At 41.5% G+C, this 23358-nt stretch carries 13 protein-coding genes and 2 tRNA genes; 9 read left to right on the forward strand and 6 right to left on the reverse strand.

Annotated features, from left to right (window positions below; genetic code table 11):
- Window positions 1-11: 11 nt before the first annotated feature.
- The 6 genes from rnpA to H6679_06015 all read right to left on the reverse strand — a co-directional run bounded on the left by rnpA (window position 12) and on the right by H6679_06015 (window position 7657).
- Complete coding sequence (gene rnpA / locus H6679_05990; GenBank protein ID MCB9493795.1) at window positions 12-359, reverse strand: ribonuclease P protein component; 348 nt, start codon at window positions 357-359, stop codon at window positions 12-14.
- A 21-nt stretch (window positions 360-380) separates the two neighbouring features.
- Window positions 381-515 carry a 50S ribosomal protein L34 gene (rpmH, locus tag H6679_05995; GenBank protein ID MCB9493796.1) on the reverse strand — a complete coding sequence of 45 codons (135 nt, stop codon included), beginning with the start codon at window positions 513-515 and terminating at the stop codon, window positions 381-383.
- A gap of 137 nt (window positions 516-652) precedes the next feature.
- A complete protein-coding gene (locus H6679_06000) occupies window positions 653-2017 on the reverse strand; it encodes a hypothetical protein (protein ID MCB9493797.1) in 1365 nt (454 codons plus the stop codon).
- A 137-nt stretch (window positions 2018-2154) separates the two neighbouring features.
- Window positions 2155-2241, reverse strand: a tRNA-Leu gene (locus H6679_06005).
- Window positions 2242-2278: 37 nt separating this feature from the next.
- Window positions 2279-2354, reverse strand: a tRNA-Lys gene (locus H6679_06010).
- A 71-nt stretch (window positions 2355-2425) separates the two neighbouring features.
- Window positions 2426-7657, reverse strand: a complete 5232-nt coding sequence (locus H6679_06015) for a hypothetical protein (GenBank protein MCB9493798.1) — start codon at window positions 7655-7657, stop codon at window positions 2426-2428.
- A gap of 191 nt (window positions 7658-7848) precedes the next feature.
- Between H6679_06015 and ruvB the strand changes: the two genes are divergently transcribed.
- From ruvB to H6679_06060, 9 genes are all read left to right on the forward strand, one after another.
- A complete protein-coding gene (gene ruvB / locus H6679_06020; GenBank protein MCB9493799.1) occupies window positions 7849-8877 on the forward strand; it encodes a Holliday junction branch migration DNA helicase RuvB in 1029 nt (342 codons plus the stop codon).
- An 89-nt stretch (window positions 8878-8966) separates the two neighbouring features.
- Window positions 8967-9689 carry a YebC/PmpR family DNA-binding transcriptional regulator gene (locus H6679_06025; protein MCB9493800.1) on the forward strand — a complete coding sequence of 241 codons (723 nt, stop codon included), beginning with the start codon at window positions 8967-8969 and terminating at the stop codon, window positions 9687-9689.
- Window positions 9690-9705: 16 nt separating this feature from the next.
- Entirely contained in the window at window positions 9706-10596 is an 891-nt protein-coding gene (locus H6679_06030; protein ID MCB9493801.1) for a YicC family protein, read from the forward strand.
- 146 nt (window positions 10597-10742) lie between these two features.
- Window positions 10743-14303: a hypothetical protein gene (locus H6679_06035; GenBank protein MCB9493802.1), complete on the forward strand. Its 3561-nt coding sequence runs from the start codon at window positions 10743-10745 to the stop codon at window positions 14301-14303.
- Between the two features lie 24 nt (window positions 14304-14327).
- Window positions 14328-15809: a hypothetical protein gene (locus H6679_06040; protein MCB9493803.1), complete on the forward strand. Its 1482-nt coding sequence runs from the start codon at window positions 14328-14330 to the stop codon at window positions 15807-15809.
- Between the two features lie 16 nt (window positions 15810-15825).
- Entirely contained in the window at window positions 15826-17907 is a 2082-nt protein-coding gene (locus tag H6679_06045; GenBank protein ID MCB9493804.1) for a WD40 repeat domain-containing protein, read from the forward strand.
- Window positions 17908-17920: 13 nt separating this feature from the next.
- Entirely contained in the window at window positions 17921-19993 is a 2073-nt protein-coding gene (locus H6679_06050) for a WD40 repeat domain-containing protein (protein MCB9493805.1), read from the forward strand.
- A complete protein-coding gene (locus H6679_06055; GenBank protein MCB9493806.1) occupies window positions 19986-22058 on the forward strand; it encodes a WD40 repeat domain-containing protein in 2073 nt (690 codons plus the stop codon). The genes H6679_06050 and H6679_06055 overlap by 8 nt, the downstream gene beginning before the upstream one ends.
- Window positions 22059-22107: 49 nt before the next feature.
- Window positions 22108-23358, forward strand: a 1251-nt coding sequence (locus H6679_06060) for a hypothetical protein (protein ID MCB9493807.1), incomplete at its 3' end; no start/stop codon positions are given.

Genomic DNA, 23358 nt, shown 5'->3' on the forward strand with positions numbered 1-23358 from the left:
GAATTTCATCGTTACTCCTGCGTAGCAGTGAGAAGCGCAAGGATTGCTTGCTCAAGTTCAGGAAATGACAACGTTAAAGCATGCGCTGATGCTATCAAAATCCACTGAGTGGAGTTTTGGTATAGTTTGTTTTGATAATAAATTGCTTTTATCCGGCGCTTGAATAAATTGCGTTGGTGAGCCTTACCACAACTCTTGGAAGCGACAATGAGTATTTTGCCGTGCTGGCTCGAAGAGGATGGTGAAATACAAACCTTCAAAATTTTTATTCCACTAAGCTTGCGGTGGAAAGTGGCGCGATCAAACGCTTGCTTGATCTCTTTGCCAGAAAAACGAAAGCAGTTTGTAAATTTCACCATCTAAATAGATTACGCTGCAGGTTACGCTGAAAGACGGCTTCGTTTTTTTGCGCGTCTGCGGTTGATCATTTTGCGACCAAGTCTTGTTCTCATGCGGCTCAAAAAGCCGTGCTTTCTTTTGCGTTTTCTTACGCTTGGCTTGTACGTCGTTGACATGAAAAAACTCCTAAATGAAATTTTTGTTCAAAATTGCATGCGATATCAAATACTAAATATACAGGAATATCCTCTATTTTACCGCATGAAAGGCTTCTTCGCAAGTCCAAATTTGCTCTTGAAGTGGCTTGCGCCATTTATTTTGTCAGGGCGTGAACGATGTGGTTAAGTGTTTTTTCCCGTATTATCGTTTGATTGAGTATGTGTGAAGAGATCGGAGCATCTGGATCTTCTATTTTTTGTAGGTATGGTTTGAAATACACAAACTCTTTAAGGCGTTTGTGATTGAATAAATGGAGATAATTTTGAGCGTCTTTGGTTGAGACGGTTATGTTGTCGTGGTAGGCTATGTGATCAATAATGATCTCTTCCTTCAATTGTTTTTCAGCTAGTAAAGAAACCTGTTCATAAAAGTCCTTTTGAGCCTTATAAACGTGGTAGTCAGGTTGTTGAGAGATTGCTCGCAGAAGGTCCTCTTCCCGACGAACAACAAGGTGTTTTGGTATTTCAAATCGGTGCTTTGAAAGGAGGAGATGAAAGATCTCTTCTATAATTGTTTTGCGCTGTGACAAGTCATTTCTATAAGAAAATACTTCCATCAATTTATTATGAATTTCCGCTATATTTTTAAGCTTGAAGGTTGTTTTGAACGTGTCAATAAGGAAATATTTGCCTTTTGAAAGGTTTTGGATCGTTATGTAGAAATTATACCGCTTGGTATCAAGCTCATTAAACGACTTATTTATCTCAAATTTATTAGAGATAAAGCTGTCGCCCATTCTCTTGCCAATAAAGAGCGTAGCAAATGGATCTTGTAGGTGATTGTTTTTTATTTTAATCCAAAACGAGCTCATCAGGGGTGGCTTGAGCGAGTGGCTATTTTTGTTAAGCAAGATGGCCGTAAAATAAGCCCAATCACCTTCCTCGACCGTTACGTTCTTTTTAAAATTTTTCTCAGGTGGGCAATGCTGCTCTATGAAGGAAATAACTTGTTTATCCAGGTCCTTGTATTTTTTCCGTTTAGGCGACTTGAAGGCAAAATGCCTCCATTCTTTAAGTTCCATCAAGTCAGAGGTTGAATAGTCAAAAAGATAGGTTATTCCTTTGTCTGGGTTGCTTGTTATTCCTGCAAGCCGCGGGTAGTTAACAAGGCGTATTTTTTTTTTCAAGATTTCTTGATAGATGAAATCGATGACAATGTGCTTGAGTAGGTAATTTTTGATCTTGTAATCTATTTCATTTTTATACACTTCTTCTATGTATTCTTGTGGTGCTGTTTGTGCTTCAAATCCTTCAAAGTGGTCATTTTTAAACAATTCTATGGTGATTGATTTGAGGAACAGAACAATATTTTTGGGGATATTGATATTAATTCTGTAGATATGCGAAGAGATTTGAGAAATGCTGAAGGTGATGTTATGTGCATTGAGCGAAAGGGGCGAGAGCGGTAGCGTAGCTGGATCTTGTATTAAGATAGAAGTGTCTTGGTTTACTTTTATCATAGAAAGGCTCCTTTTACCGCTGAAAGTAAAACACAATTAATTTACAGTATTTATTATAGTAATACACAGGGAGTATAAAAAATGAAAATGGGACAAGGTCAAGAGAAAAAATAAAAAGAAACAAGTTAGCAGGTATTTGGTGCAAGAGGGGGGACTTGAACCCCCATCCTCTTTCGAGGGCTGGCTCCTAAGGCCAGTGCGTCTACCAATTTCGCCACCCTTGCAACATAATTTAGCTCTAAATATCTAAAAGATCGATAATGGTGGGTCGCCAGGGACTCGAACCCTGAACCTGCAGATTAAGAGTCTGTTGCTCTACCAATTGAGCTAGCAACCCTGCTCACTTTTCCCCATTTTACCATAACTACAAATAAAGAAAAGGGTTGCTAGCTCAAGGTTTAAAGTTTTTTAGGCGCTTATGGTAGCCGCACTTTTTTGTGTTTTTCTACGGCGTCTGACTTGGCGTTTTTTTTCAGTCTTAGCTGGTTCTTTTGCTTTCATAGCCGGTTTTGACGTTGACTTGCTTGTTGGTTTTCCAACTTCAATATTACGAAATTCTACCGGTGAATCCCATGAACTTAAGCCGATGTAGCGAATACGTTCAGTTGGATATGGATCTTCCCACTCGAGTACTTTTTTGTTTTCCTTAAAGAGTGTGATGACGCCGTTGTTCAGACTAACCGTATATTTTTCGTATTCCATCGGCTTGAGCATAGCGTCAGGGTTTTGTTCGCGATGGAATTCTTTGACTGATTTGCCAAGACTGTCGATACGAATGACGGTGCGTGAGTTTTTCCATCCACCAATGACTAACTCGTAAATTTCTTTGTTGGTGTTTCTTGTTCTGAAAGCCTCTTGACCAAAACCGATAAAGACGTCGTTGGTTGCACGTACCTCAAAGGTAATTGATCCTTGTCCATCTTCTTCTAGTTCAATTGGTAGCCAAATGTACTCACCATAGCACGGAGGAATACGTAAGCCAGCAAATTTGAGAGCCGTCAAAAAGGCTCTACCGAGTTGGTTGATATAGGAGTACCAGGTTCCCTTAATCTGTGCCTCTTGTGGATTGTTAATGTTTGCTATGTACTCATTGTTGTATGCGGTGATGAACAGGTTGAGCATGCGGTTGTACATAGTCAGATCTTGACGTTGACTTGGCATGCCATAGAGGTTTCGGTACGATGAGTAGAGATTTTCCATGAAGTCATAAAGTGTTCTACGTGTATATTCTTTGTCCATAACAGTTGCGTGAGAAGTAAGGTTAACAACGCCTTGCAGGAGTGTAATGATGCGTTCAAGATTGTCTTTACTTTGAAATGAGAGCTCTCCAACTTCTTCAAGCTTTGAGAGTGCATATTGCTCATTCATCTTGGCTCGGTCTGGAACGCTGATTGTGCCGGGTTGTGGTCGAGGTACATCGCTTGCATAAGCGTATTGATCAGCTTTATTCATTGCAAATCCAAGATTACCTTCAAGTAGGTTGGCCTCATATTGAAGTTCTTTAGCCTTGTTTTCAAGCGCTAGCTGTTTCTCTTTTGCCTTGGCCTCTATTTTGGCAGCTTCCTGAAGCATTCTAGCACTTTCAATTGTTTTTTGACCTTGTGCTTGGACACCTTCAAGGTCTTTCTGTGCTGCATTTTTCATTAGGCCAATCGAACCCGCACCAATTGCCATTGCAGCGCTGTATGATGCCGCGGAGAGCAGCAAGCTTGGTAGTGTCATACCAGCCATCATACCAGCACCCATGGTACCACCGCTTGATACAGCTTGCATTGCTTGTCCCATCTGACGTTGTATATCACCTTTAGCCATTGCTTTTTTCAGTGCGACCTCACCTTCCTGCGCTATTTTATGTGCTTCAAGCTCAGCAATCTCACGTGTAGAAGCTCCTCTGGCAGCAGTGATAGCTCCTTCCTGTTGTGCTCGCTCAGCCTCAGCACGTTTTCTGATGATGCTTTTTTGAATAGATTCAAACAGTGGGTTTTCTGGAGTTTTAGCAAGAGCAAGGTGCGGGGAACCATCTGGTTTGATTTCAAAAATGAAGTCATAGTATTGACCGGGCACCGGTGTAGAGCTTGGAAAATAGTCATGGTCTGCGATTAGGTCAGTGAACTTGAGACTTTCCTTTTCTTGAGCTCCACGGTATTCAAATGGTGTCTTGATGCTGACTCCGCCTCTGAAGAATGTTGAGCCACGCATCAGCGTTTTGTAGACGGTTTCTGGTACTTCAACTTCGATTTCTGTTGGCGGTGCAATTGTCAGATTATTAATTGTTGCGCCTGCCTGACCGAGTGAGCCAAAACCAATAGTGTGTATTTCATCGTATGGGTTTAGATCATTGTAGACGAAGAATGTGTTGTCGCCAATTTCACCTTGTCCAAGAACAAGCTGTGCGCTTTGATAGCTAACCCAAAAGCTATTAGTACCACTTCCTGATAGTGCAATGGAAGGGTGTGTTTCTTGGTTTACGAACGCACGGAGCACATAATCTTCAATGAGAGGAACATACTTTCTGATTGAGATTCCCTGCTTACCCTTTGCATTGGTGTCGCCAAAGACGATTAAGTAGTGTTCTTTCGTGTTGTCTTTGGCTTCCCCTAAAAAGAGAGCAACCTTTTCTTTGCCTTGAACTTCAAAACCGATAGATCCTCGTCCCTTAGTTCTAAATGGGTGTTCTAAAATGTTAATGTTGCCGGCCGGAGCGTCAAACGAGTCGGTTATTTCTTTAAAGAGTCTTATTGGTTCTTGTACAACAACAGGGTTATGTGTTTGAAGTTCGGTGAACTCAACAGGACGCTTATGACAACCAATACCAGCAAATTTAATATTGTATGCAGGTGTTTCGTCTCGCACTGCCATGATAATATTTTCACCCGGCAGTCCAACACCAACCATGATGAGCCCGTTGTCAACCGATGCCCAGTATGGGACAAATTGTCCGGGCACTGCTTGTGCCAATGGGTTCTGTTCTTGTGTTACTTCATAAAGTGTTTCATCTCGAGGCTCATTGCCCTCAAAGTGGCGACGGATAATTTGTGATGTTGTGTTTTGCCAGCCACCAATAACAATTTTCCAAGTAAAGTTTGTCGAGATGTCTTGGCCGAAGACAATACTAATACCGCCGTCATCGCCCGCGCGTGCAAGAAAGCTAATAGTACCACGGTTTTGTTCACTTAAAGCGCGCTCAATCCAAGCAGCACCTGAATCTTTTTGTTCAGCTTGTAAGCCCTTAAGTTCGATTAAACTACTTTCGCTGACATCTTCAAACTTGGTTGTTGCAAAACCGCTGATAACAGGATTTTTAGCAAATGGTACGCGGTCAAGTCGTTCCGTTGCGCGGCCGGGAGCAATGGCACCACCCATACCAAGTTTTGCTATTTCAAGTTGGACTTTAGCATCAGGGCTTGGATCATATGGTTTGCCATCTTTATCTTGAACGCCAATTGATTTGACAACTTTCATGACGGGCTTATCTGGGATGAACTCTTCACTAATACCACTGGCAATTGCAAGGAAGGAGAACTTAGCTTTGGACTCTTGGCTCCATTGGCCTCTAACGTATTTATGGGCGTGCCCTTCAACATCTAGCCCCCAGGCTTCATCTTTGCTGCGCGCTGTAATTTGATTCACTTTAGGACCGGTGATCTGTTCCCACTTGTCGTCTTTTTCAACATAGCGATAAACTTGGTTCTTTGTATTGACTGCCCAGACACTTTTATCTTCTGAAATTGAGACGTCGAGTGCTTTTTCTCCGTGAGGGAATGGTTTCTTTTCTGGAAGGGCCATATTTTTAAGGTTATAAATGTGTCCATCGGTTTTGATACCCCAGACTTCATTATCAGATTGGATACTTACTTTTTTCCAACCAATTTTTTCTTCATCAACCACTTGTGTTGTTGGATCGATAAATGGTTCGAAGTTGCCATCTTTTTTACGTCGATGCAGTTCTCCGTCTGCAATGTACCAAAGTGATTGGTCAGCACCAGATGAAAGCCATTCAATGGTTTCGTTGACTTGAATTTCTTTCCACTCATCTTTTTCTTCATCCAGAAGGTGATAAAGGTTTTTATCTTTTACACCCCAGACGTTCATTTTTTTGGGATCACCCGTTCGTAGGCCATGAATAGAAATCATTGAAAAGAGATTCTTTCTTGCACCCATGGCCTTCCAGTTGGATTCTTCATCTTTTTTGACGTATATCAGGCCGCTTGGCAGTTCGTCGGTATCGAAATCTCTTACATGATCCATTGCAAATTTAATTAAAAGCTTACGCTTCATGCTAAGCTTTTCTTTTATATCATCGTCTATATTTTCGCTCATTTTCTTTTTTAAGAGCTTGTGTAAGAGCTGCTTGGTATCCAGTAATTCCATAATGAGTTTTATCAATTCTGGCCCTTTGCCCTTACCGTCTTTGTCTAGTAACTTGAATTTAACGTCGTCACCGTGTTCGTGGCTGAAGGTAAGACGTTGTCCGCTTCCTGGATCAAACCAATAGGTACCTGCGCCTGTTGTTTTGACCGTTACTGTGTCGCCAAAAAACATTGGCTCCTCGCTATCCTGGCCATCCTCAGGGTAGAATCTGTGTGTCAACCATGGATTATTCGGTGTTACCTCAGGAAAGTATTTCATTGGCCAGATGTAGTAGCGAGCTCCACCATCATGTGAGCCGTACACTATAACATTGCTTGGGTTGTAGTCGTAAACAAAACAAATCCCGTCCATGTAGTTTGCCTGTTTGCCGCGCATGCTATCAAATGTTTGAGGGTTGTCGTTATGTAATTTGAACAGCCCGGAGCGGTCAAGCTTTGCAAGGCGAGGAGTAAGATCCCAATGTGTTCCCTGCCACCGATTGGGAGTGAGGGTGGTAACAAATAAGTTAGTTTTGAGTGACCGCAGTGAAAAATGGTCGTCATATTTAAGTCGCTCTTGCATTAGGTCAGCAAGGAGTCGCTCCATTTTATTTTTCGGTCTGGTTTCTGCAGAATAAATTCCCCAGACATCTTTTTCGCGGTGAATAATTGTTTGTCCCTTACCCTCGTTAATATTTTCTTCAGCAGTGACTGGTTTGAGCACCCCGCCTGTCAGATTGTGTTGAAGCATGCAGTTATTAATGTCAGTCCCTGCAATTTTCCATTGCATGGCAGTGCTTTCAGCGAGTTTGAAGTTTTTTGTCTCGCCATCGAAGTCAACTTTTTTTGTTTTTTCATTAAAGTTAATCATGTTGCCTTTGGCTTTTGGTGTACTCAAACCAATCCAATCGTCAAGGTTTGGCGCGATGTAGCGATAGACAGTAAAAACTGTCGCTTTTTCTCTACTTTTGGTTGTTTCAAAGTGCCAGAATGGGTTGTTTTTATCTTGTTGCAGAACAAAATATGCGCCATCAGGCCCAAGCTTTGGGTCAAGAGATTTAATGCGAATTTGCGTATCGCTTGGAAGAGCATCGTGTATTTTTTTATCGACAATACGAATGTCTGCGGGTTCATCAGAATTGTTGATAACGCGCGTGATAAAACCGTAACCGTGCCCCTTCATCATCTCGGTTATTTGTTCTGAGACTTGTTCGGCTGAACCGTTGGAAAGTTGTGGACAGAAGAATATGGCCATCACGAGCGCATATAGGAAGTATAATTTCTTTTTCATAACAGAGATCCTTTTTTTGAAAAGGGGAAACAAGAACTCAAAGTTTAATCATCTGTTAGTCTATGAAGTTTCATTTTTCTAAATCAATATTTTAGGTTTTTTTTATTTTACATACGTGCCAACGGGCTTTGTGATACACTAAAAAATATTGGAAATGATAAAAGAGCTTTTTGCCTGGAGTAAACATGAACATGCAGTCGCCATTTGAACTTTTGAATTTGCAAGAAAGTGCCGAGGATAACTCTTTGCATTTTCAACCAAGCAAATTTGACGAATATCTTGGACAGAAAGAGATTAAAGAAAAGCTAAATGTTTATGTACAGGCTGCAAAATTACGTGAAGAACCACTCGATCATTTATTGCTTTTTGGTCCACCAGGATTAGGCAAAACAACATTGGCTCGCGTTATGGCACAAGAGCTGGGTGTGGAAATGAAAATTACAAGTGCGCCAATACTTGAACGATCTGGTGACTTGGTTGCAATACTTTCAAGTGTTGAAAAGGGACAAATCTTATTTATCGACGAAATTCATCGACTTCCTAAAAATGTTGAAGAGATTTTGTATTCGGCGATGGAAAATTTTTGTGTTGACGTTATCATTGGTCAGGGTGCGGGGGCGAAATCGATTAGATTGCCACTTGCCCCGTTTACATTGATTGGCGCAACAACAAAAACGTCACTTATTTCTGGTCCGCTACAAACACGATTTGGCATTGTAGAACGGCTTGATTTTTATTCTCCTGAGGAGCTGAGCGAAATTGTTAAACAAAATGCACAGTTTCTTAATTTGGCTATAGAAGATGATGCAGCATTATGTATTGGGCAGCGAGCACGTGGGACGCCACGTATTGTTAAGCGGTTGGTTCGCCGGGTTCGCGATTTTGTGCAAGTTAATAAGCGTGCTGTTGCTGATTTGGACCTGGTGCAAAAAGCACTAGAATTTTTTGGCATTGACCAGGACGGTCTTACTAACCTTGATCGGCGTCTTCTTGTACACATGCTCAAGGACTTTGATGGGGGTCCCGTAGGGGTTGAAACACTTGCGGCTATGACCGGCGAGGATAAGGATACAATTGAAGATGTTTGTGAGCCATTCTTAATACGCATGGGATTATTGCAGAAAACGCCGCGTGGGCGCCAGGTTAATCCCAAAAAAATATTCTATTTGCGTAAGCGACTTTTGAACGAAGAGGCTGAGGAGCAGGGTTCTTGTTTTTGATTTTTGGTCGACAAAATGCCTGAATCACGTTACAGTGAAACGTATAAGTCGAGTCAGTCGTACAGTTGTTATGTGTTCAGGAGTCTGCAATGGCAGGTCATAATAAGTGGTCAAAAATCAAACATAAAAAAGCAAAAGAAGATGCAAAAAAGGGTAAAGTATTTACCAAGCTGATTCGTGAAATTACTGCTGCTGCCCGTGAAGGAGGGGGAGATCCAGCTGGAAATGCTCGTTTACGGCTTGCCCTTGAAAAAGCAAAGTCCTCCAATATGGGCCAAGAAAACGTTACTCGAGCCATTAAAAAAGGTACCGGAGAGCTTGGTGATGGTGCTGCTTATGTTGCATCAACGTATGAAGGATATGCGCCACATGGTGTTGCTGTTATGGTCGATACACTCAGCGACAATAAAAATCGTACTATTTCAGATTTGCGCCATATTTTTTCAAAACTAGGTGGAACACTTGCAGAGTCTGGTGCGGTTGCATGGATGTTTGAGCGCAAGGGTGTTGTTAAAGCTCAAGGCTCAATGTCTGAAGATGAGCTGCTTGAAGCGTTGCTTGATTATGACATTGATGATGTTTCATCGTCAGAGGACTTGGTGAGTGTTACTTGTGCAGTTGCCGAGCTTGCAAAGGTGAGAAAAGCTGTTGAAGATTTGGGCCTGACCATTGAGGATGCAGCGATTGAGTGGGTTGCAAAAAATACAACCGAAATTGATTCTGACAAAGAAGACTCGGTATATAAATTCCTAGATGCGCTTGACGATCTAGATGATGTACAAAATGTGTATGCAAACATTGCAGAAGATTAATTAACTGGGAGTTGTTGTGCTTGTTAGTATGACTGGTTTTTGTTCTCAAAGTGTAACACTTGAGCTTGAAGAATTTGGTACACTGGTTCTGTCCATTGATTTGAAATCGTTTAATACCCGCTACTTTGAAGCCGTGTGTAAGTGGCCATCTATTTTTAATCATCTAGAGGTAAAAGTTATTCGCCTTTTGCAAGACAAGCTTTTGCGGGGGCGTGTTTATTTATCAGTTCGGGTGGAGGGGGACTCATCCATTTTTGAAAATATTGTGCCAAGTTTGAATACCGCTAAAGGTTATATTCAAGCAATTGACAAGATAGCACAGCATACCCAGGTTTCGCCTACCATTAATATGGCTGATTTGGTTAGGCTTCCAGGCGTCTTTATTGAACAAAAAAAGAATTTGAGTGAGAAGGACGAGACTCAAATTTTGCAGAGCATTACACAAGTGGCTGAGCATTTGTTGACTGTGCGCTTGGCAGAGGGAAGGCGTTTGCAAGATGATTTTGAAAAAATCATGGTAACATGTAGCAGCAAGATTGATCAAATCAATGGTCACTTTTTAAAGTTTATGTCAGGACAAAAAGAAAAAGCGAAGCAACTTGCTGGGCAGGATTTGGACGGTGATGAGCAAGCGCGTGTTCAACGGGACGATCTCTTTTCTATGCTGAACAAAATTGACATTCATGAGGAAATTGTGCGGTTCAAAAGCCACTTGACTGAACTTAAAAGTTTTTTGTTGTCTGAAAAAAACGAAAAAGGGAAGCGTATAGATTTCATTTTGCAGGAGTTGCTGCGGGAGACAAACACCATGATGGCAAAATGTTCGCAATATGAAATTTCTTCACGCTGTGTTGATATAAAAGTTGAACTAGAAAAGGCACGCGAGCAAGTTCAAAATATCGTGTAATGCTTTTTTTTGATTATCTTTTTAGGTCATTCTTTTTTTAAAAAAATCTAAAGCTTGACTCTTGTGAGCCGTTCCTATATTCCTGGTTGAAAGGATGTTTAGTTTATAATTTTTAAAGTTTGATTTTTTAAAAAGGATGATCAAACGTGAGAGTAGTAGGTAAAGCACTTTCGTGCATTAGTCTTGTATTTGTTTTGTCATTTCATTTGTGTAGCCCGGTAAACAAAGGCTCAGACTCGGCGGTTTCGGTCGAGGCAAACTTTACGTTTCCGGCAATAGATAACGATAATGAAATTTTGACTTTTGGACTGTTCAAAAATGGGTTCAAGCTCGAGGACAATGCAACAACATGTACCTTCAAATCAACATATGCAGTTTCTGGCGATGTTCGCTTGAATGGCGGACGACTTGTTCTTAATGATGACTTGATTTTTAAAAATCCCGCACGGTTGATAAATAACGGTGTCTTCTTTGGTAATGATTATTTAGTTGAATTTTCAGCAAGTATGACCAGCTTGGTTGGGTACTCTGAGTTTACGCGGGCTAAAGTTTTTCTTAATAATGATTTAAAAATCACAGGAACTGTCAAGTTTCGTGGCGATTGCCTTATCGATGGTCGCTGGAACAGCGTATCTCTAGGCAGTGATGGCTACATTCTGGTTGAAGACAACTCGAAATTAACATTTCGCAATCTTGAATTGCACGGCCTAAAAAATAATAATGTTCGATGTCTGACCGAAAGCGGTCAAATTGAGCTTGACAACATGCGCTGGGTGCAAAGTGGTAATTACACATTTAGTGCAGGAGCGCTTAAGTTTGTAGATGATGTTTCGTTGGTTGGGCCGTATGTATTTACGTATGATTCGGCGCACACGAGTACAATCGCTACAGATTCAATATTTCATCTTTTAGATTTGGCTGAAATAACTATCGGCAGAAAAAGTAGTTACCTGTCCCGTGAGCCCTTGTATTTTGAAGATGAGACGTCAATTTGGGATTTACAAGATTGTACCGTACATTTTACGCCATCTGGTATGCAGTTAACGCGTGGTCACTGTGTTATTGATGGTGAAGTAACGCTTGATATTCAGTCGACACATTCACAGCATGGCCTTTTTATTGGTGATGGCAATGCATCAAACGATTTACGCTTTGAGGTTCGTCCTGGCGGTGTTGTTACGATGCTTAACGGTCATTTTATTAATGACACGGTTGATGCGCAAAACTTCTTTTCGGGAAACACTGACAAGAAATTTATGTGTCGAGGGTTAGGAACAGCCTTTTACACCAATCAAGATATTAAGCTGAGAAATATTACGATTGGTGTTGATTCATTTGGGCTGGTTACCCAGGCTGCAGCGGGTAAACTGTTTTACTACGAAAATGTGACCGTAAATCATCCAGCTGTTGATTATGTCATTACTGCAACGCTCGGGTCAGTTGCTTATCATTTGAATGGCAATGGTTCTATTGTGCTTCAAAAAGGTTCGTATCCCATACCATCCGTTGTTAGAGCAACCGGAAACGAAATCAGAGGAGCGGGAAATGTTTCTGGCGTTATAAATTTTTCAAACCATGAGGCGGCGTTAACGTTAGGGCTTGACGGATATTTTCTTGGTAATATTGCCCTCAATGGTGGTGGTGTAACGCTTGGTAAAGACTTGCGTTTAGAAAAAGATATTATGTTAACCGGATCTGGCTCAGTCACTCTTGGCAATTATTGTGCACATTTGAATCTAGAAGATGAAACGTGGACGAGTACTATTTTATGGAGTGGTACCGGTGGTGGACTTATATTTAACTCAAACATAGCGCTTGCTTCAGAGTTAAGTTTTGGAGGGGAGGCCGTTGTTGATGGACATGGTTGTATCCTTGATCTTAAAGACTCAGGTAGTTTGGTTGTCCGACCAGGAGCGACGCTAACAATCCGCAATACGATTATTGCTGGCCTAAAAGATTACAGCATTCGTTGTATGGATGATTCAGGAAAAATTGTTTTAGATAATGTAAAGCTTATACAGTCAGACAGCTTTACCTTCACCAACGGTTCTTTTAGGTTTCAAAATGAAGTTGATTTCATGGGATCGTCGACATTCTTTTACCAGAGTGGTATGACAAGTACCATTGCTCGCAACTCGGAGCTGAGAATTGGTGAACAAATGTTTGTTGAGATGGGCAAAAAATATGCTTACCGTGAGCCCCTTTATTGTGAGGATAATACTTCGGTGTGGCATCTAGATGGATGTTGGTTAACCGTTACGGGTCTTGGAATGCAGTTGACACGTGGTACTGCGATTGCTGATAAAACGGTATGGGTTGATATAGACTCGACAAGCACAACCGATGGTCTGATTTTGGGCGATGGTACCGCCGCTAACGATACCTGTGTTTTATTGGGGCCAAGTGCAGTTGTTAACTTCCCTCGTGGACACATGACGTATGATATAACAAAACCTAACGGGCTTATGTCACTTGCTCGTGGAGCAAAACTTTATGCAATGCCAAACCTCACGTTATATACAAAACAAAATCTTGCATTTTCAAATGTGACGATTGAATCAAGTTTAACAAGTCCGTGGACGCTGACCGCTGAAGCTGGTAAATCAATTTCGTATAATAATGCTACATTTGCATTTCCGAGTATAGAGTATGATGTCGTCGGATCTCGATATGATACCGTGACGACACTTTTGAGTGGTAACGATAGTCTCGTTGTTCGAGTGGGCGCTATTCCGCTTGCGACCCTGGTTATGAACAGTGGAAATGCGATTGCAGGGTTTGGCGGTATTGTAGGGCCTGTTGTGTTGTTTGACTCTAATGCAACGGTTTCTCTGGGAACTGGCGGTGGTATTTTGAATAATATTCAACTTAATGGCAGTCATGTTGCAGTTGATCGCGGAGCACTATTTGGCGAAGGCAATATGTTTGTTGGAAACGGTACCATCAATATGCAAGACAAATATATTAATATTGGTGGAAGCGATCTTGTTTCTACAAGTACTTTGTATTGGGATTGTGACGATGCACTCATTATTTTGCGTTCAAATTTAAAGCTTACCGCCAAGTGGACATTTAGCGGTAGTTGCAGAATTATTAGCTTAGGGTCAAATAACTCAGTTGTACTCAGCTCACTTGGTCAAATCGCTGTGGAGCGAGGTTCTTCATTAACATTTAAGGATGTTAATTTGAAAGGACTTTCAAATGGGCGCCTGTATTGCCTGAATAATGCCGGCGAGATGGTATTTGATTCTGTAACGTGGGAGCAGGATGCAAGTTATAGCTTTACACTTGGACACTTCAATGTTGTAGATCAACTTGCAATTCAAGGTAAGGGAACAACATTTAATTATCAAACAGATCAGGTTAGCACCATAAAGACTCGCTCTGAGCTGCTGCTTCGTGATGGTGTGACATTCTATTATGGACCGTCTTCTGCTGCACGCAATCTACTCGCTTTTGAAGATGAAACTGGCTTGCTAACTCTTAAGGGCGCAACACTAGCGTCAACAAGAACCGGGGTTCAACTGACCAAGGGGCAGATGAATGTTAAAGGTCAGTGTTATCTGGCAAGTGATGCATTATACAAGAATGAAGGTATTACATTTGGGGATGGCGTTGATGGAAACAACGATTTTGACATAACCATTTTCCCTGAATCTGGACTTGAGCTGACAACGGGCCATTGGTCATACAAAAACTTAGGTTAAGGTAGTTTGATGAGGAAGAGCGTAATGAAATATTTATCATTGTCGTTGTGCTGCTTATCGTTAGTTGCACTTCAACCGTTGCATGCAACAATTACCTTTAAAAGTAAGTCGTCAACAATAAAAGTTGATGATGGTGCAAGCCTTGAATTGGTTAAAAAAATTCAAAATTGTACGGGTAAGGTTATTAAAGAATCAGGCTCAATGATTGACGGTCAGGATATTGAGTTTAATGCGGGACTTTTTGAAGAGGGTGCTAATTCGCTTGATATTTCGGGCAATTTGACGCCAGGGTCTACAAACCGAATTACGCTTAACGGGAACAAGACGTTTCGTGGCATCAAGGGGAATACACTTCAGTTACTACGTGTCAGTGGTAATAATAATCGGGTTGAAGGGAGTGTTGAGCTTAACTCAAACATGGAGTTATTTGACTCAAGCTCTTCGGTGACCTGTGCAATTGTTCGTAAACTCTCTAGAGATATAGAGATGAATGGGGGAACCATTTATCTGGAAGAAAATCTTGGCTTTGTTGATGGTAAAAAGCTTACGGGGCCAGGGCACGTTATTGGTAATGGGCGCAAGATTGTGCTTGGCACCAAGGAAATGACGTGGGATACGCCATTGTCATTTGAGGATGATTTGACCATTGTTATGCATGGCAAGGTCAGCTTGGCGCATACATGGACTGTTTCGGCTGGTGCCAATGTGATTGCAGGTAACAACAATATTTTAGAATTGAGCGGGATTGGCAAAATTTTTGTTGATGCAGGTGCTCAACTTCATCTTAAAGATGTCGTGATAAAAGGACTAAGTGGTCAAAATATTGTTTGCGCGCAAGAAAATTCAAAGGTAACGTTTCAAAATGTTGCCTGGATTCAAGACGCAGATTTTACCTTTGATAAAGGTTCATTTGATGTATATGGCTTGCTTGACATGTATGGGAGTTCAGTTTTTGCATATCAAAGCAAAATGACGTCAACAGTACATGCAAATGCAGTTATGTGTTTGGAGTCCAATTTTACGTTTAGTTATGACCCTTCAAGAGCGCGCAAGGACCTTCTGCATTTGGACGATGGCGGAACGCTTCACTTGAAAGGTGCAACATTGCACACCACCATTACAGGAATGAAACTGACTAAAGGCAATTTTGTCATTGACGGGAAGAGTAACTTAAATGTTGAGACTCGCCTGCATGATGTTGATCATACAGCTCAAGAGGCCAAGATCGAATTTGGTAATAATTTATTAGCAGATGATCTTAAGTGCACCATCATGGTGGGTGCTCATTTGAATCTTACCAATGGAGAGTTGGTGTATAAAAATACCGATGCGGACTCTTGGAAAATGCTTAATGTTCTGTCCGGCTTAAAGCTTAGCAATGATACGCGTTTGACCCTAGAACAAACGTTGAATCTGGGTGTGGGCAGACTTTTAGTTGAGCCAACAGCGTCATTATCGCGAAAAAATGGATCCGAAATTATAGGGTCAATTGAGTTTTTGAAATAGACTTAGGATAAAAATAATGAAGTTTCAGCATCGAGGCCGTGTTATTTGGCCCCTTGTGTTTTTGTTGGTTCTCCCATTAGGGTTGCACAAGATACAGGCACTGGTTGTGGGGTCAAATACAACACCATCGCGGGAAAGTCATGCGACGTTTCCAGCTGCTGATTCGGACAATACACTGCTTGGGGTAGCCGCATTTGTAAATGGATTTTCCCTGGAAGACAATACAACGACGTGCACGTATGATAATTTTTTTCCAGTTTCCGGGGTCATCAATTTAAATGCAGGAAAATTATTTTTACAGAAAGATTTAGTTTTATCTAACACATTTGGGATAGGTAACCCTGGCCAAATTTATGGGAATAATTTTGCACTAGTTGTAGGTAAGCAGCTTGATGAGGTAATTATTCCTGTAGCTTCCAACGCCTTTTCCAGCAAAACAATAGCAACAGCTACAATGAATGCTGACGTCCAGTCAGTTGATTGGTCTTTTGATGATCAATATGTAGCAGCGATATCTTTAGATGCTGGGGGTTCACACGAACTAGAGATCTACTATTTTGATGGGATGTCGTTAACATTGACGCAGTCGCGTGATTTAGAGCGCAATGGAAATACTGTGCGTTGGCATCCATCGAAACACTTTTTGGCTTATGGGCGTCATGGAGTTTCAAATCACGAGCTTTTTGTTTACAAGCTGAATGTTTCTAACGGACTATTTGGTGGAACAGACACACGTGATTTTGGCAACAAGCCGGTGCGTGCTACGGCCTGGCATCCATCAGGAAATTACTTAGCCGCGGGCACTGATCAAAATAGTGGTGAAATCAGTTTATATGCATTTGATCAAAACACAGGGTTGTTGTCTGACATTACGCCGTTTGACCTTAACCCAAACCGTCAGGTTGGGCGAGATGCGTTGAGTTGGTCTCCTGGCGGAAGCCACTTTGCTATAGGGACAGAAAAAAACACCTCGAGTAATGGAGAAGAACTTTTAGTTTGTAGTTTTAATGGTTCATCAATGACGCTGACGGCTAGTTTTAATTTTAACAATAATGTTAATTCAGTTGACTGGTCTCCAACTGGAACATACATAGCAGTCGCGTTAGATTCTTCATCTGAAAATATTCGAATTTTCCAGCACCAGTTGGGCCCTGAAAAAGTAGTTGAGGTACAAGCGGCTCGTGTTGGAGAAACAAGTAGTGTTGCTTCTGTGCATTGGGATGATACGGGGACGTATCTACTTGTTGGAATTGATGCAGGGGTAAGTTCTGCAATGCGTGTTTATTCTTTTGATAGCAATAGCGGAACATTGACGTTGTTGAACTCGGTTGCTTCAAGTTCAGATGTTAATACAGCGCGGTTTTCCCAAACAAATTCATACATAGCTCGAGGTAATGGTGCAGATCAAGTCATCGTTTCATCCTTTAAAAAGATAGTGTTTACTGTTTTTGATTTAGAACTGGTGCTCAACACCGATACAAAGTTTATTACCGACGTTTATTGGAGCGGAACTTGTAAAATCAACGGGCAAGGTAAGCGTTTAACCATAGGGTCTGATGCCAAGTTTTTTATCAGGCCGGGGGCGCACATAACCATGCAAGATGTTGAGTTGAATGGTCTTAGTCAGGGCAACTTTGTGTGTATGGCAGACGACTGTGACATTGTGTTTAAAGATTCTATTGTTACCTTAACGAGTGATTATACATTCTCGCATGGCTCATTCTTGTGCAGTGGCGATGTTTGCTTTACCGGCACATCAGCATTTACCTATGCCACAAAGCGAACCAGTACTATTGAGCTGCTTACAACATGTAAAATTGATCGTAATACAACGTTTAGTTACGACCCGAATATTGCCCGTTCTGACTTGTTATATTTTGATGGCGATACAGCACAGTTGTATCTGAATGGTTGTACTGTTCATGCAACAAAGACGGGATTGCAGTTGGAAGGGGGGAGCCTTGTTATCGACGATAAGGTTACCTTTAGCAGTCAGGGACGTGCTTTATCTGAGGCAATTGTGCTAAAAAATGACTTGAGTATAAACGTGCTTGGTGGAGCGACATTAGATTTATTTGGGTTGGTAATGTATGAATAGGCCAAGAGATTTAATGAATAAAAAATATCTTTTATTAGATCGTAATCTTTTCATTGTGCTGGCTGCTTTTATTATTTCTACAACATCGTGTGTGCAGGCGCTGGTGGTAGGTTCAGACAGTGCCTTTTCTCGAGAAGGTACTGCAATTTTTCCTCAGGCGGACAGCAACAACACGTTAAAAGGGTTTGCACGTTTTGAGCAAGGTTTTTCGCTTGAAGACAATGCTACGACATGTACATATGACAATTTTTTGCCAGTCTCGGGTGCAGTCAAGCTTAACCGAGGGCATTTGTACCTGCTCCAAGATCTTGTTTTTACCAACTCGTTTGGTCTCAGCAATCCGGGTTTTATACATGGAAATGACCATGCAGTTGTTTTGGGTAAACAGCAAGAAGAGGTTCTCATCCCTACACTTTCTTCTTCATTTTTGCTCAATGTTATTGATACCAAATCAATGGATTCAAAAGTACATTCTGTTGATTGGAACAAAGATGACCAGTACGTGTCTGCTGGGGCTAATGCTACAGGCTCGGGACCTGAATTTAAGATTTATTATTTTGATGGTTCAATGTTAACGCCAACTCAAAGCAAAGAAATGGGAAAAACTGTTTGGAATACTCGTTGGCACCCATCAAAAAATTTTGTGGCGATTGGTGCGCAAAGTGGCTCAGGTGACGAGCTTTTTGTGTATGAATTAAAGATCCATAATGGAACCCTTGTCGAGAAAGATTCTCGCTCTTTTGGTGCACAGTCGGTGTACGATACAGAGTGGCACCCATCGGGTGCATATTTGGTAGCAGGTTCTTCGGCAGGTACTGATGAGTTACGTTTGTATTCTGTTAATCAAACAACGGGTGCCCTGACCGATCTTTCAACGACTGACCTTTCTCCGAGCAGAAGTGTTAATTCCGGAGGGCTTGCATGGTCTCCAGGGGGGAGTCACTTGGCGGTAGGAACAACGGAAGATGTTTCAGCCGATGAGCTGTTGGTGTATACATTTAATGGAACGTCATTAACGCTATCTGCTGACGTTAATATTGATGAGTCGGTTGAAAGTCTTGATTGGTCACCAACAGGGTCGTACATAGCAGTGGGTCTTGATGGTAGCTCAACTCGTGTTCGAGTTTATGAATATGATCCTGTTGGGCAAACACTGACGTTAGTAGAGTCAGTTTCAGAGTCTCGGTTAATTGAAGAGGTTCACTGGGACCCGACGGGTAACTATTTGCTTGTTGGGATTGATTCAGGTATCAGCTCTGAGGTTTCGTTATATTATTTTGATAAAGATGCCAAAACACTCTCAGAGATTAATGAGCTTGCTTCGCTTTCTGATATTGAAGCAATTCGATGGTCACGAAGTGGCGATTATGCTGCATGGGGCAAAGACAATGATGATGTTGTTGTCGCTGGCCTGGGCAAAGGCGTTTATTATTTTGAAGATACGGTTTTGATGCTTAATTCTGATGCTCGTGTTAGGTGTGATATGTACTTTAGCGGAACATGTTGCGTTATGGGTAATGGAAAGCAACTTGCCGTTAATAATGGGGCAACGATGTTTGTCAGACCGGGGGCATATGTAACGTTTCAAGATATCATCTTAGATGAGTTTGGTCGCGATAAATTGGCCTGCATGAGTGACGATGGAGACATTAGATTCAAAAATGCTCGTCTGGTGCTTTCTGATAATTATTCATTTTCTAAGGGAGCCTTTTCGATACATGATGGTGTTGAAATTACGGGCACGCAAGTGTTTGCTTATTCTGCAGCGCGTACCAGCACGGTTTATTCATTAGCAACGTTGCTGTTTGATCGAGATACAACGTTTAGTTATGATCCACGACGAGCTCGGGCAGACCTTATTTATTTTGAGGATGCTTCCTCTATGTTGGTTCTGAATGGTTGTACACTTCACTCAACGCATACTGGCTTATGTTTGCAAGATGGTATGGTGATTTTTGATGATAAGGTGACGGTCAGCAGTGAGTCGCGTACATTTTCTGAAGACATGGTGTTAAAGTCAAGTTTAGACATACGCGTGCTTGGTGGTGCGCTGCTAGATGTATTTGGGCGTGTTCGTTATGAATAATCATAGCTATCTAAGAAAAATTATTCTCTGTCTGCATTTTTTGTTGTTGTTTATTTGCAGCTGTCAGGCACTTGTGGTTGGCTCAAACGCTGTTTTTTCTCGTGCGTCAGAAACGGTGTTTTCAGCAGTCGATTCAGATAATAAAATGATTGGCTTTGTTGCTATGGAAGATGGTTTTACCTTACAAGATAAAATGACAACTTGTTCGTTTGATGCTTTTTTTCCTGTCTCAGGAAATGTGAATTTGAACGGTGGAAAGTTATACCTTACGCAAGATCTTATTTTTTCTAACACATATAAAATAAAAAGTCCTGGTCGGATATACGGTAATAATGATTATGCTGTGACATTGGGTAAACAGCTAGGTGAGATAGTTTTACCCAATGTTTCTCAAAATGGTTCGCTAATCAGTATTACGTCTAAAGATATGCAGGACGATGTGTTCTCAGTCGACTGGTCACACGATAGTCAATACCTGGCTGTTGGTATCGATGGGAATGGCGGTTTAGATGAACTACAGGTTTTATATTTTGATGGATCAACATTGACAAAGACCCAGGGGGTGGACTTGGGTAAGGATGTGCTTAGTGTTCGCTGGCATCCATCGGATCATTACCTAGCAATTGGACGCCAGTCGGGTTCGGGTGCTGAGTTTTGTGTGTATTATCTCAATGTTTCAAATGGTACTTTTACTTTGCAAGATTCGGTTGAGCTAGGCAGCCGCCGTGTTTATGCAACCGGGTGGACTCCAGATGGTGCCCACGTATTGACTGGATTGTCAAGTGGAACTGATGAGTTACGCCTTTATTCATTTTCGACAGGTTCTGGAACTTTGACAGAGGTTGCAACGGCTGATTTTGCAACAAACAGACATGTTAATATGGATGCGTTGTCTTGGTCTCCATGGGGAGATTATTTTGCAGTTGGAACGCGGCGAGATACAGATGCGGGAGTAACAGAGTTACTGTTGTATGAATTTGACGGGGCTAGTTTGACATTGACCGTCAGTGTTGATTTGAATGCAGATGTTGAAGCGGTTTCATGGTCACCTACAAGCTCGTACATAGCTGTAGGAACTGATACCGGGTCTGAGCGCGTTAAGATGTATTTTTATAATCATTCTGCGGGCAGACTTGAACTTAGAATTTCTGAAAGTGAATCACGTGAGGTTGAAGATTTACACTTTGATCCATCAGGCACGTTGTTGGCAACAGGCCTAGATGCTGGGAGTAGTTCAAAAGTCAAGGTGTATAGTTTTGATGCAGGTTCCGAGGTGTTAACTTTTCTTGATGAAGTTGCCTCGAATAATGATGTTACCACAGTACGGTGGGCTCCAAACGGACAGTGTATAGCACACGGTAGTAAAAATGATAATGTGGTAGTGAGCAAGTTTTTAATGGAGGGGTTTCTTTTTGATAATTTGACACTTGTGCTGTGTGATGATGCTCGGTTCATCGAAGATGTTTTTATAGATGGCACGTGTAAAATAGTGGGCAATGGCAAGAAACTATCAATTAACGATGGTAAGTCAATTTTTGTTCGTCCATCAGCAAATCTGACCATTGAAGACGCATGCTTGTCGAATTTTGGGCAAGGTAAGCTTGTTTGTATGGATGATTCTGGTGGTATCGTGTTAAAAAATACGCAAATAACACTTTCTCGAGATTATACCTTTTCACACGGGGCGGTGGCGTTTGAGGATGAAGTGTTGATATCTGGAACGAGTAAGTTTGTTTATGCATCTTCGCGTTCAAGCACGATTAATTCAGCATCTGTGGTTAAGTTTGATCGAAGTGTTACGTTGAGCTACAACCCTGGGGTTGCGCGCAAAGACTTGTTGTACTTTGACGACTCAACAGCAATGTTGTTTTTTAATGGATGTAATCTTCATGCTACGCATACGGGTCTTGAGCTGAGTGGGGGTATGCTCGTCTTTGATGGTAGCGTCTCAGTGAGCAGCGAGGCCAGAAATAGCGCTGAATCGGTTGTTTTTAAATCAGATCTTGACGTCAGAGTCTTGGGGAATGCTACTATAAATTTATATGGGATTATAACGTCAGATTAAAATAATACGTGGCTTGTATTAAAAATTATTTGTGTAAAAAGGAGAGAGTGTGATGAAAAGGTCGTTGTGGGGAGTGCTATATTCGCTTCTTATTTTATGGAGCACATCTCTGTTTGCAGGTTTCAATTTTTCCCACAAAAATTCTACCGTTTCGGTTGGGGATGCTAAGTTTCTGGTTAATCAGCAAATTACTGGCTGGAACGGAACGCTTATTCAAGATGGGAGCGTGACGGGACAGCCGATTGTATTTGATAATGGTTGCCTAGAAAAAAATGGTACTCCTGCGCTCATTAAGGGTACTTATGACGGTGATAGTGGAGGACAGATTACACTTAACCAAGATGAAAAAGTTCGGGTTGATCCTGGGCAGTTTATGCCATCTGTTACGGTATTGCGCAGTGGTAACAGGCTTGAAGGACAGCCTATTTTTTCAAATATGAATGGAGTAACGTTACTCCATGAGCTGAGTGAGTTGACGGTTGCTGTCAATGGAAAGTTTGGCAGTAATATTGTGCTGAATAATGGCAGAGTGATTCTTGATAGTGATCTTCATCTAGCTGATGATAAAACAATTTCTGGTTCAGGTAGGGTTAATCTGAACAACCGTCGCGTTACCTTTGGGGGAAGTGATCAAAAATTAACACACTCTATTTTTTGGGAAGATGCGACTGATATTGTGCTGTATGCCAAAATGACATTGGCGGGAACCTGGACTATTAAGGGTGCGGGGTCTGAAAAAGAAGCACATATTATTGGTAACGGCAATGTGCTAGATTTAACCGAAAGTGGCTCTATCTGGATTAAAGCTGGTACGCGACTTGTGTTAAGTGACTTGAAAGTCAAAGGGCTGGGTAAAGGGGCCTTTGTTTTTGAAGATGATGACTGCCAGCTTTGCTTGTCTAATGTTGAAATGGAGTTAGCAAATTCGTATACCTTTACTAATGGTGGTATGTACGTGGAGCGTAGCAGTACCATTGTTACCAAAGATGGATTCTTAGCATTTGATCAGAATGCTTCTCTGACCATTGATGGTTCAACGCTATGGTATGATCCATTAACCTTCCCTCGAAAAAATAATATTCAGCCGCTCGTTGATTCTGCCCAAAACTCAAATAATAAGTTTGTGAAATCGTTGAATTTTGGCAGAGTCTCTGGGGTTTGTGACGACGATGATGATGACGATGTTACTGAATGCTGTAAGCATAACAGCAACGCAATCTTAAAAGTTGTGCAAGACGTGACCAACAACAGCAATACAATCTTGACCAAGTGTGACGAGATCAAGCACAACAGTGATGCA

It is taken from the genome of Campylobacterota bacterium (genome assembly GCA_020633995.1).
In the GTDB taxonomy this organism is placed as follows: Bacteria; Babelota; Babeliae; order Babelales; family RVW-14; genus JACKCO01.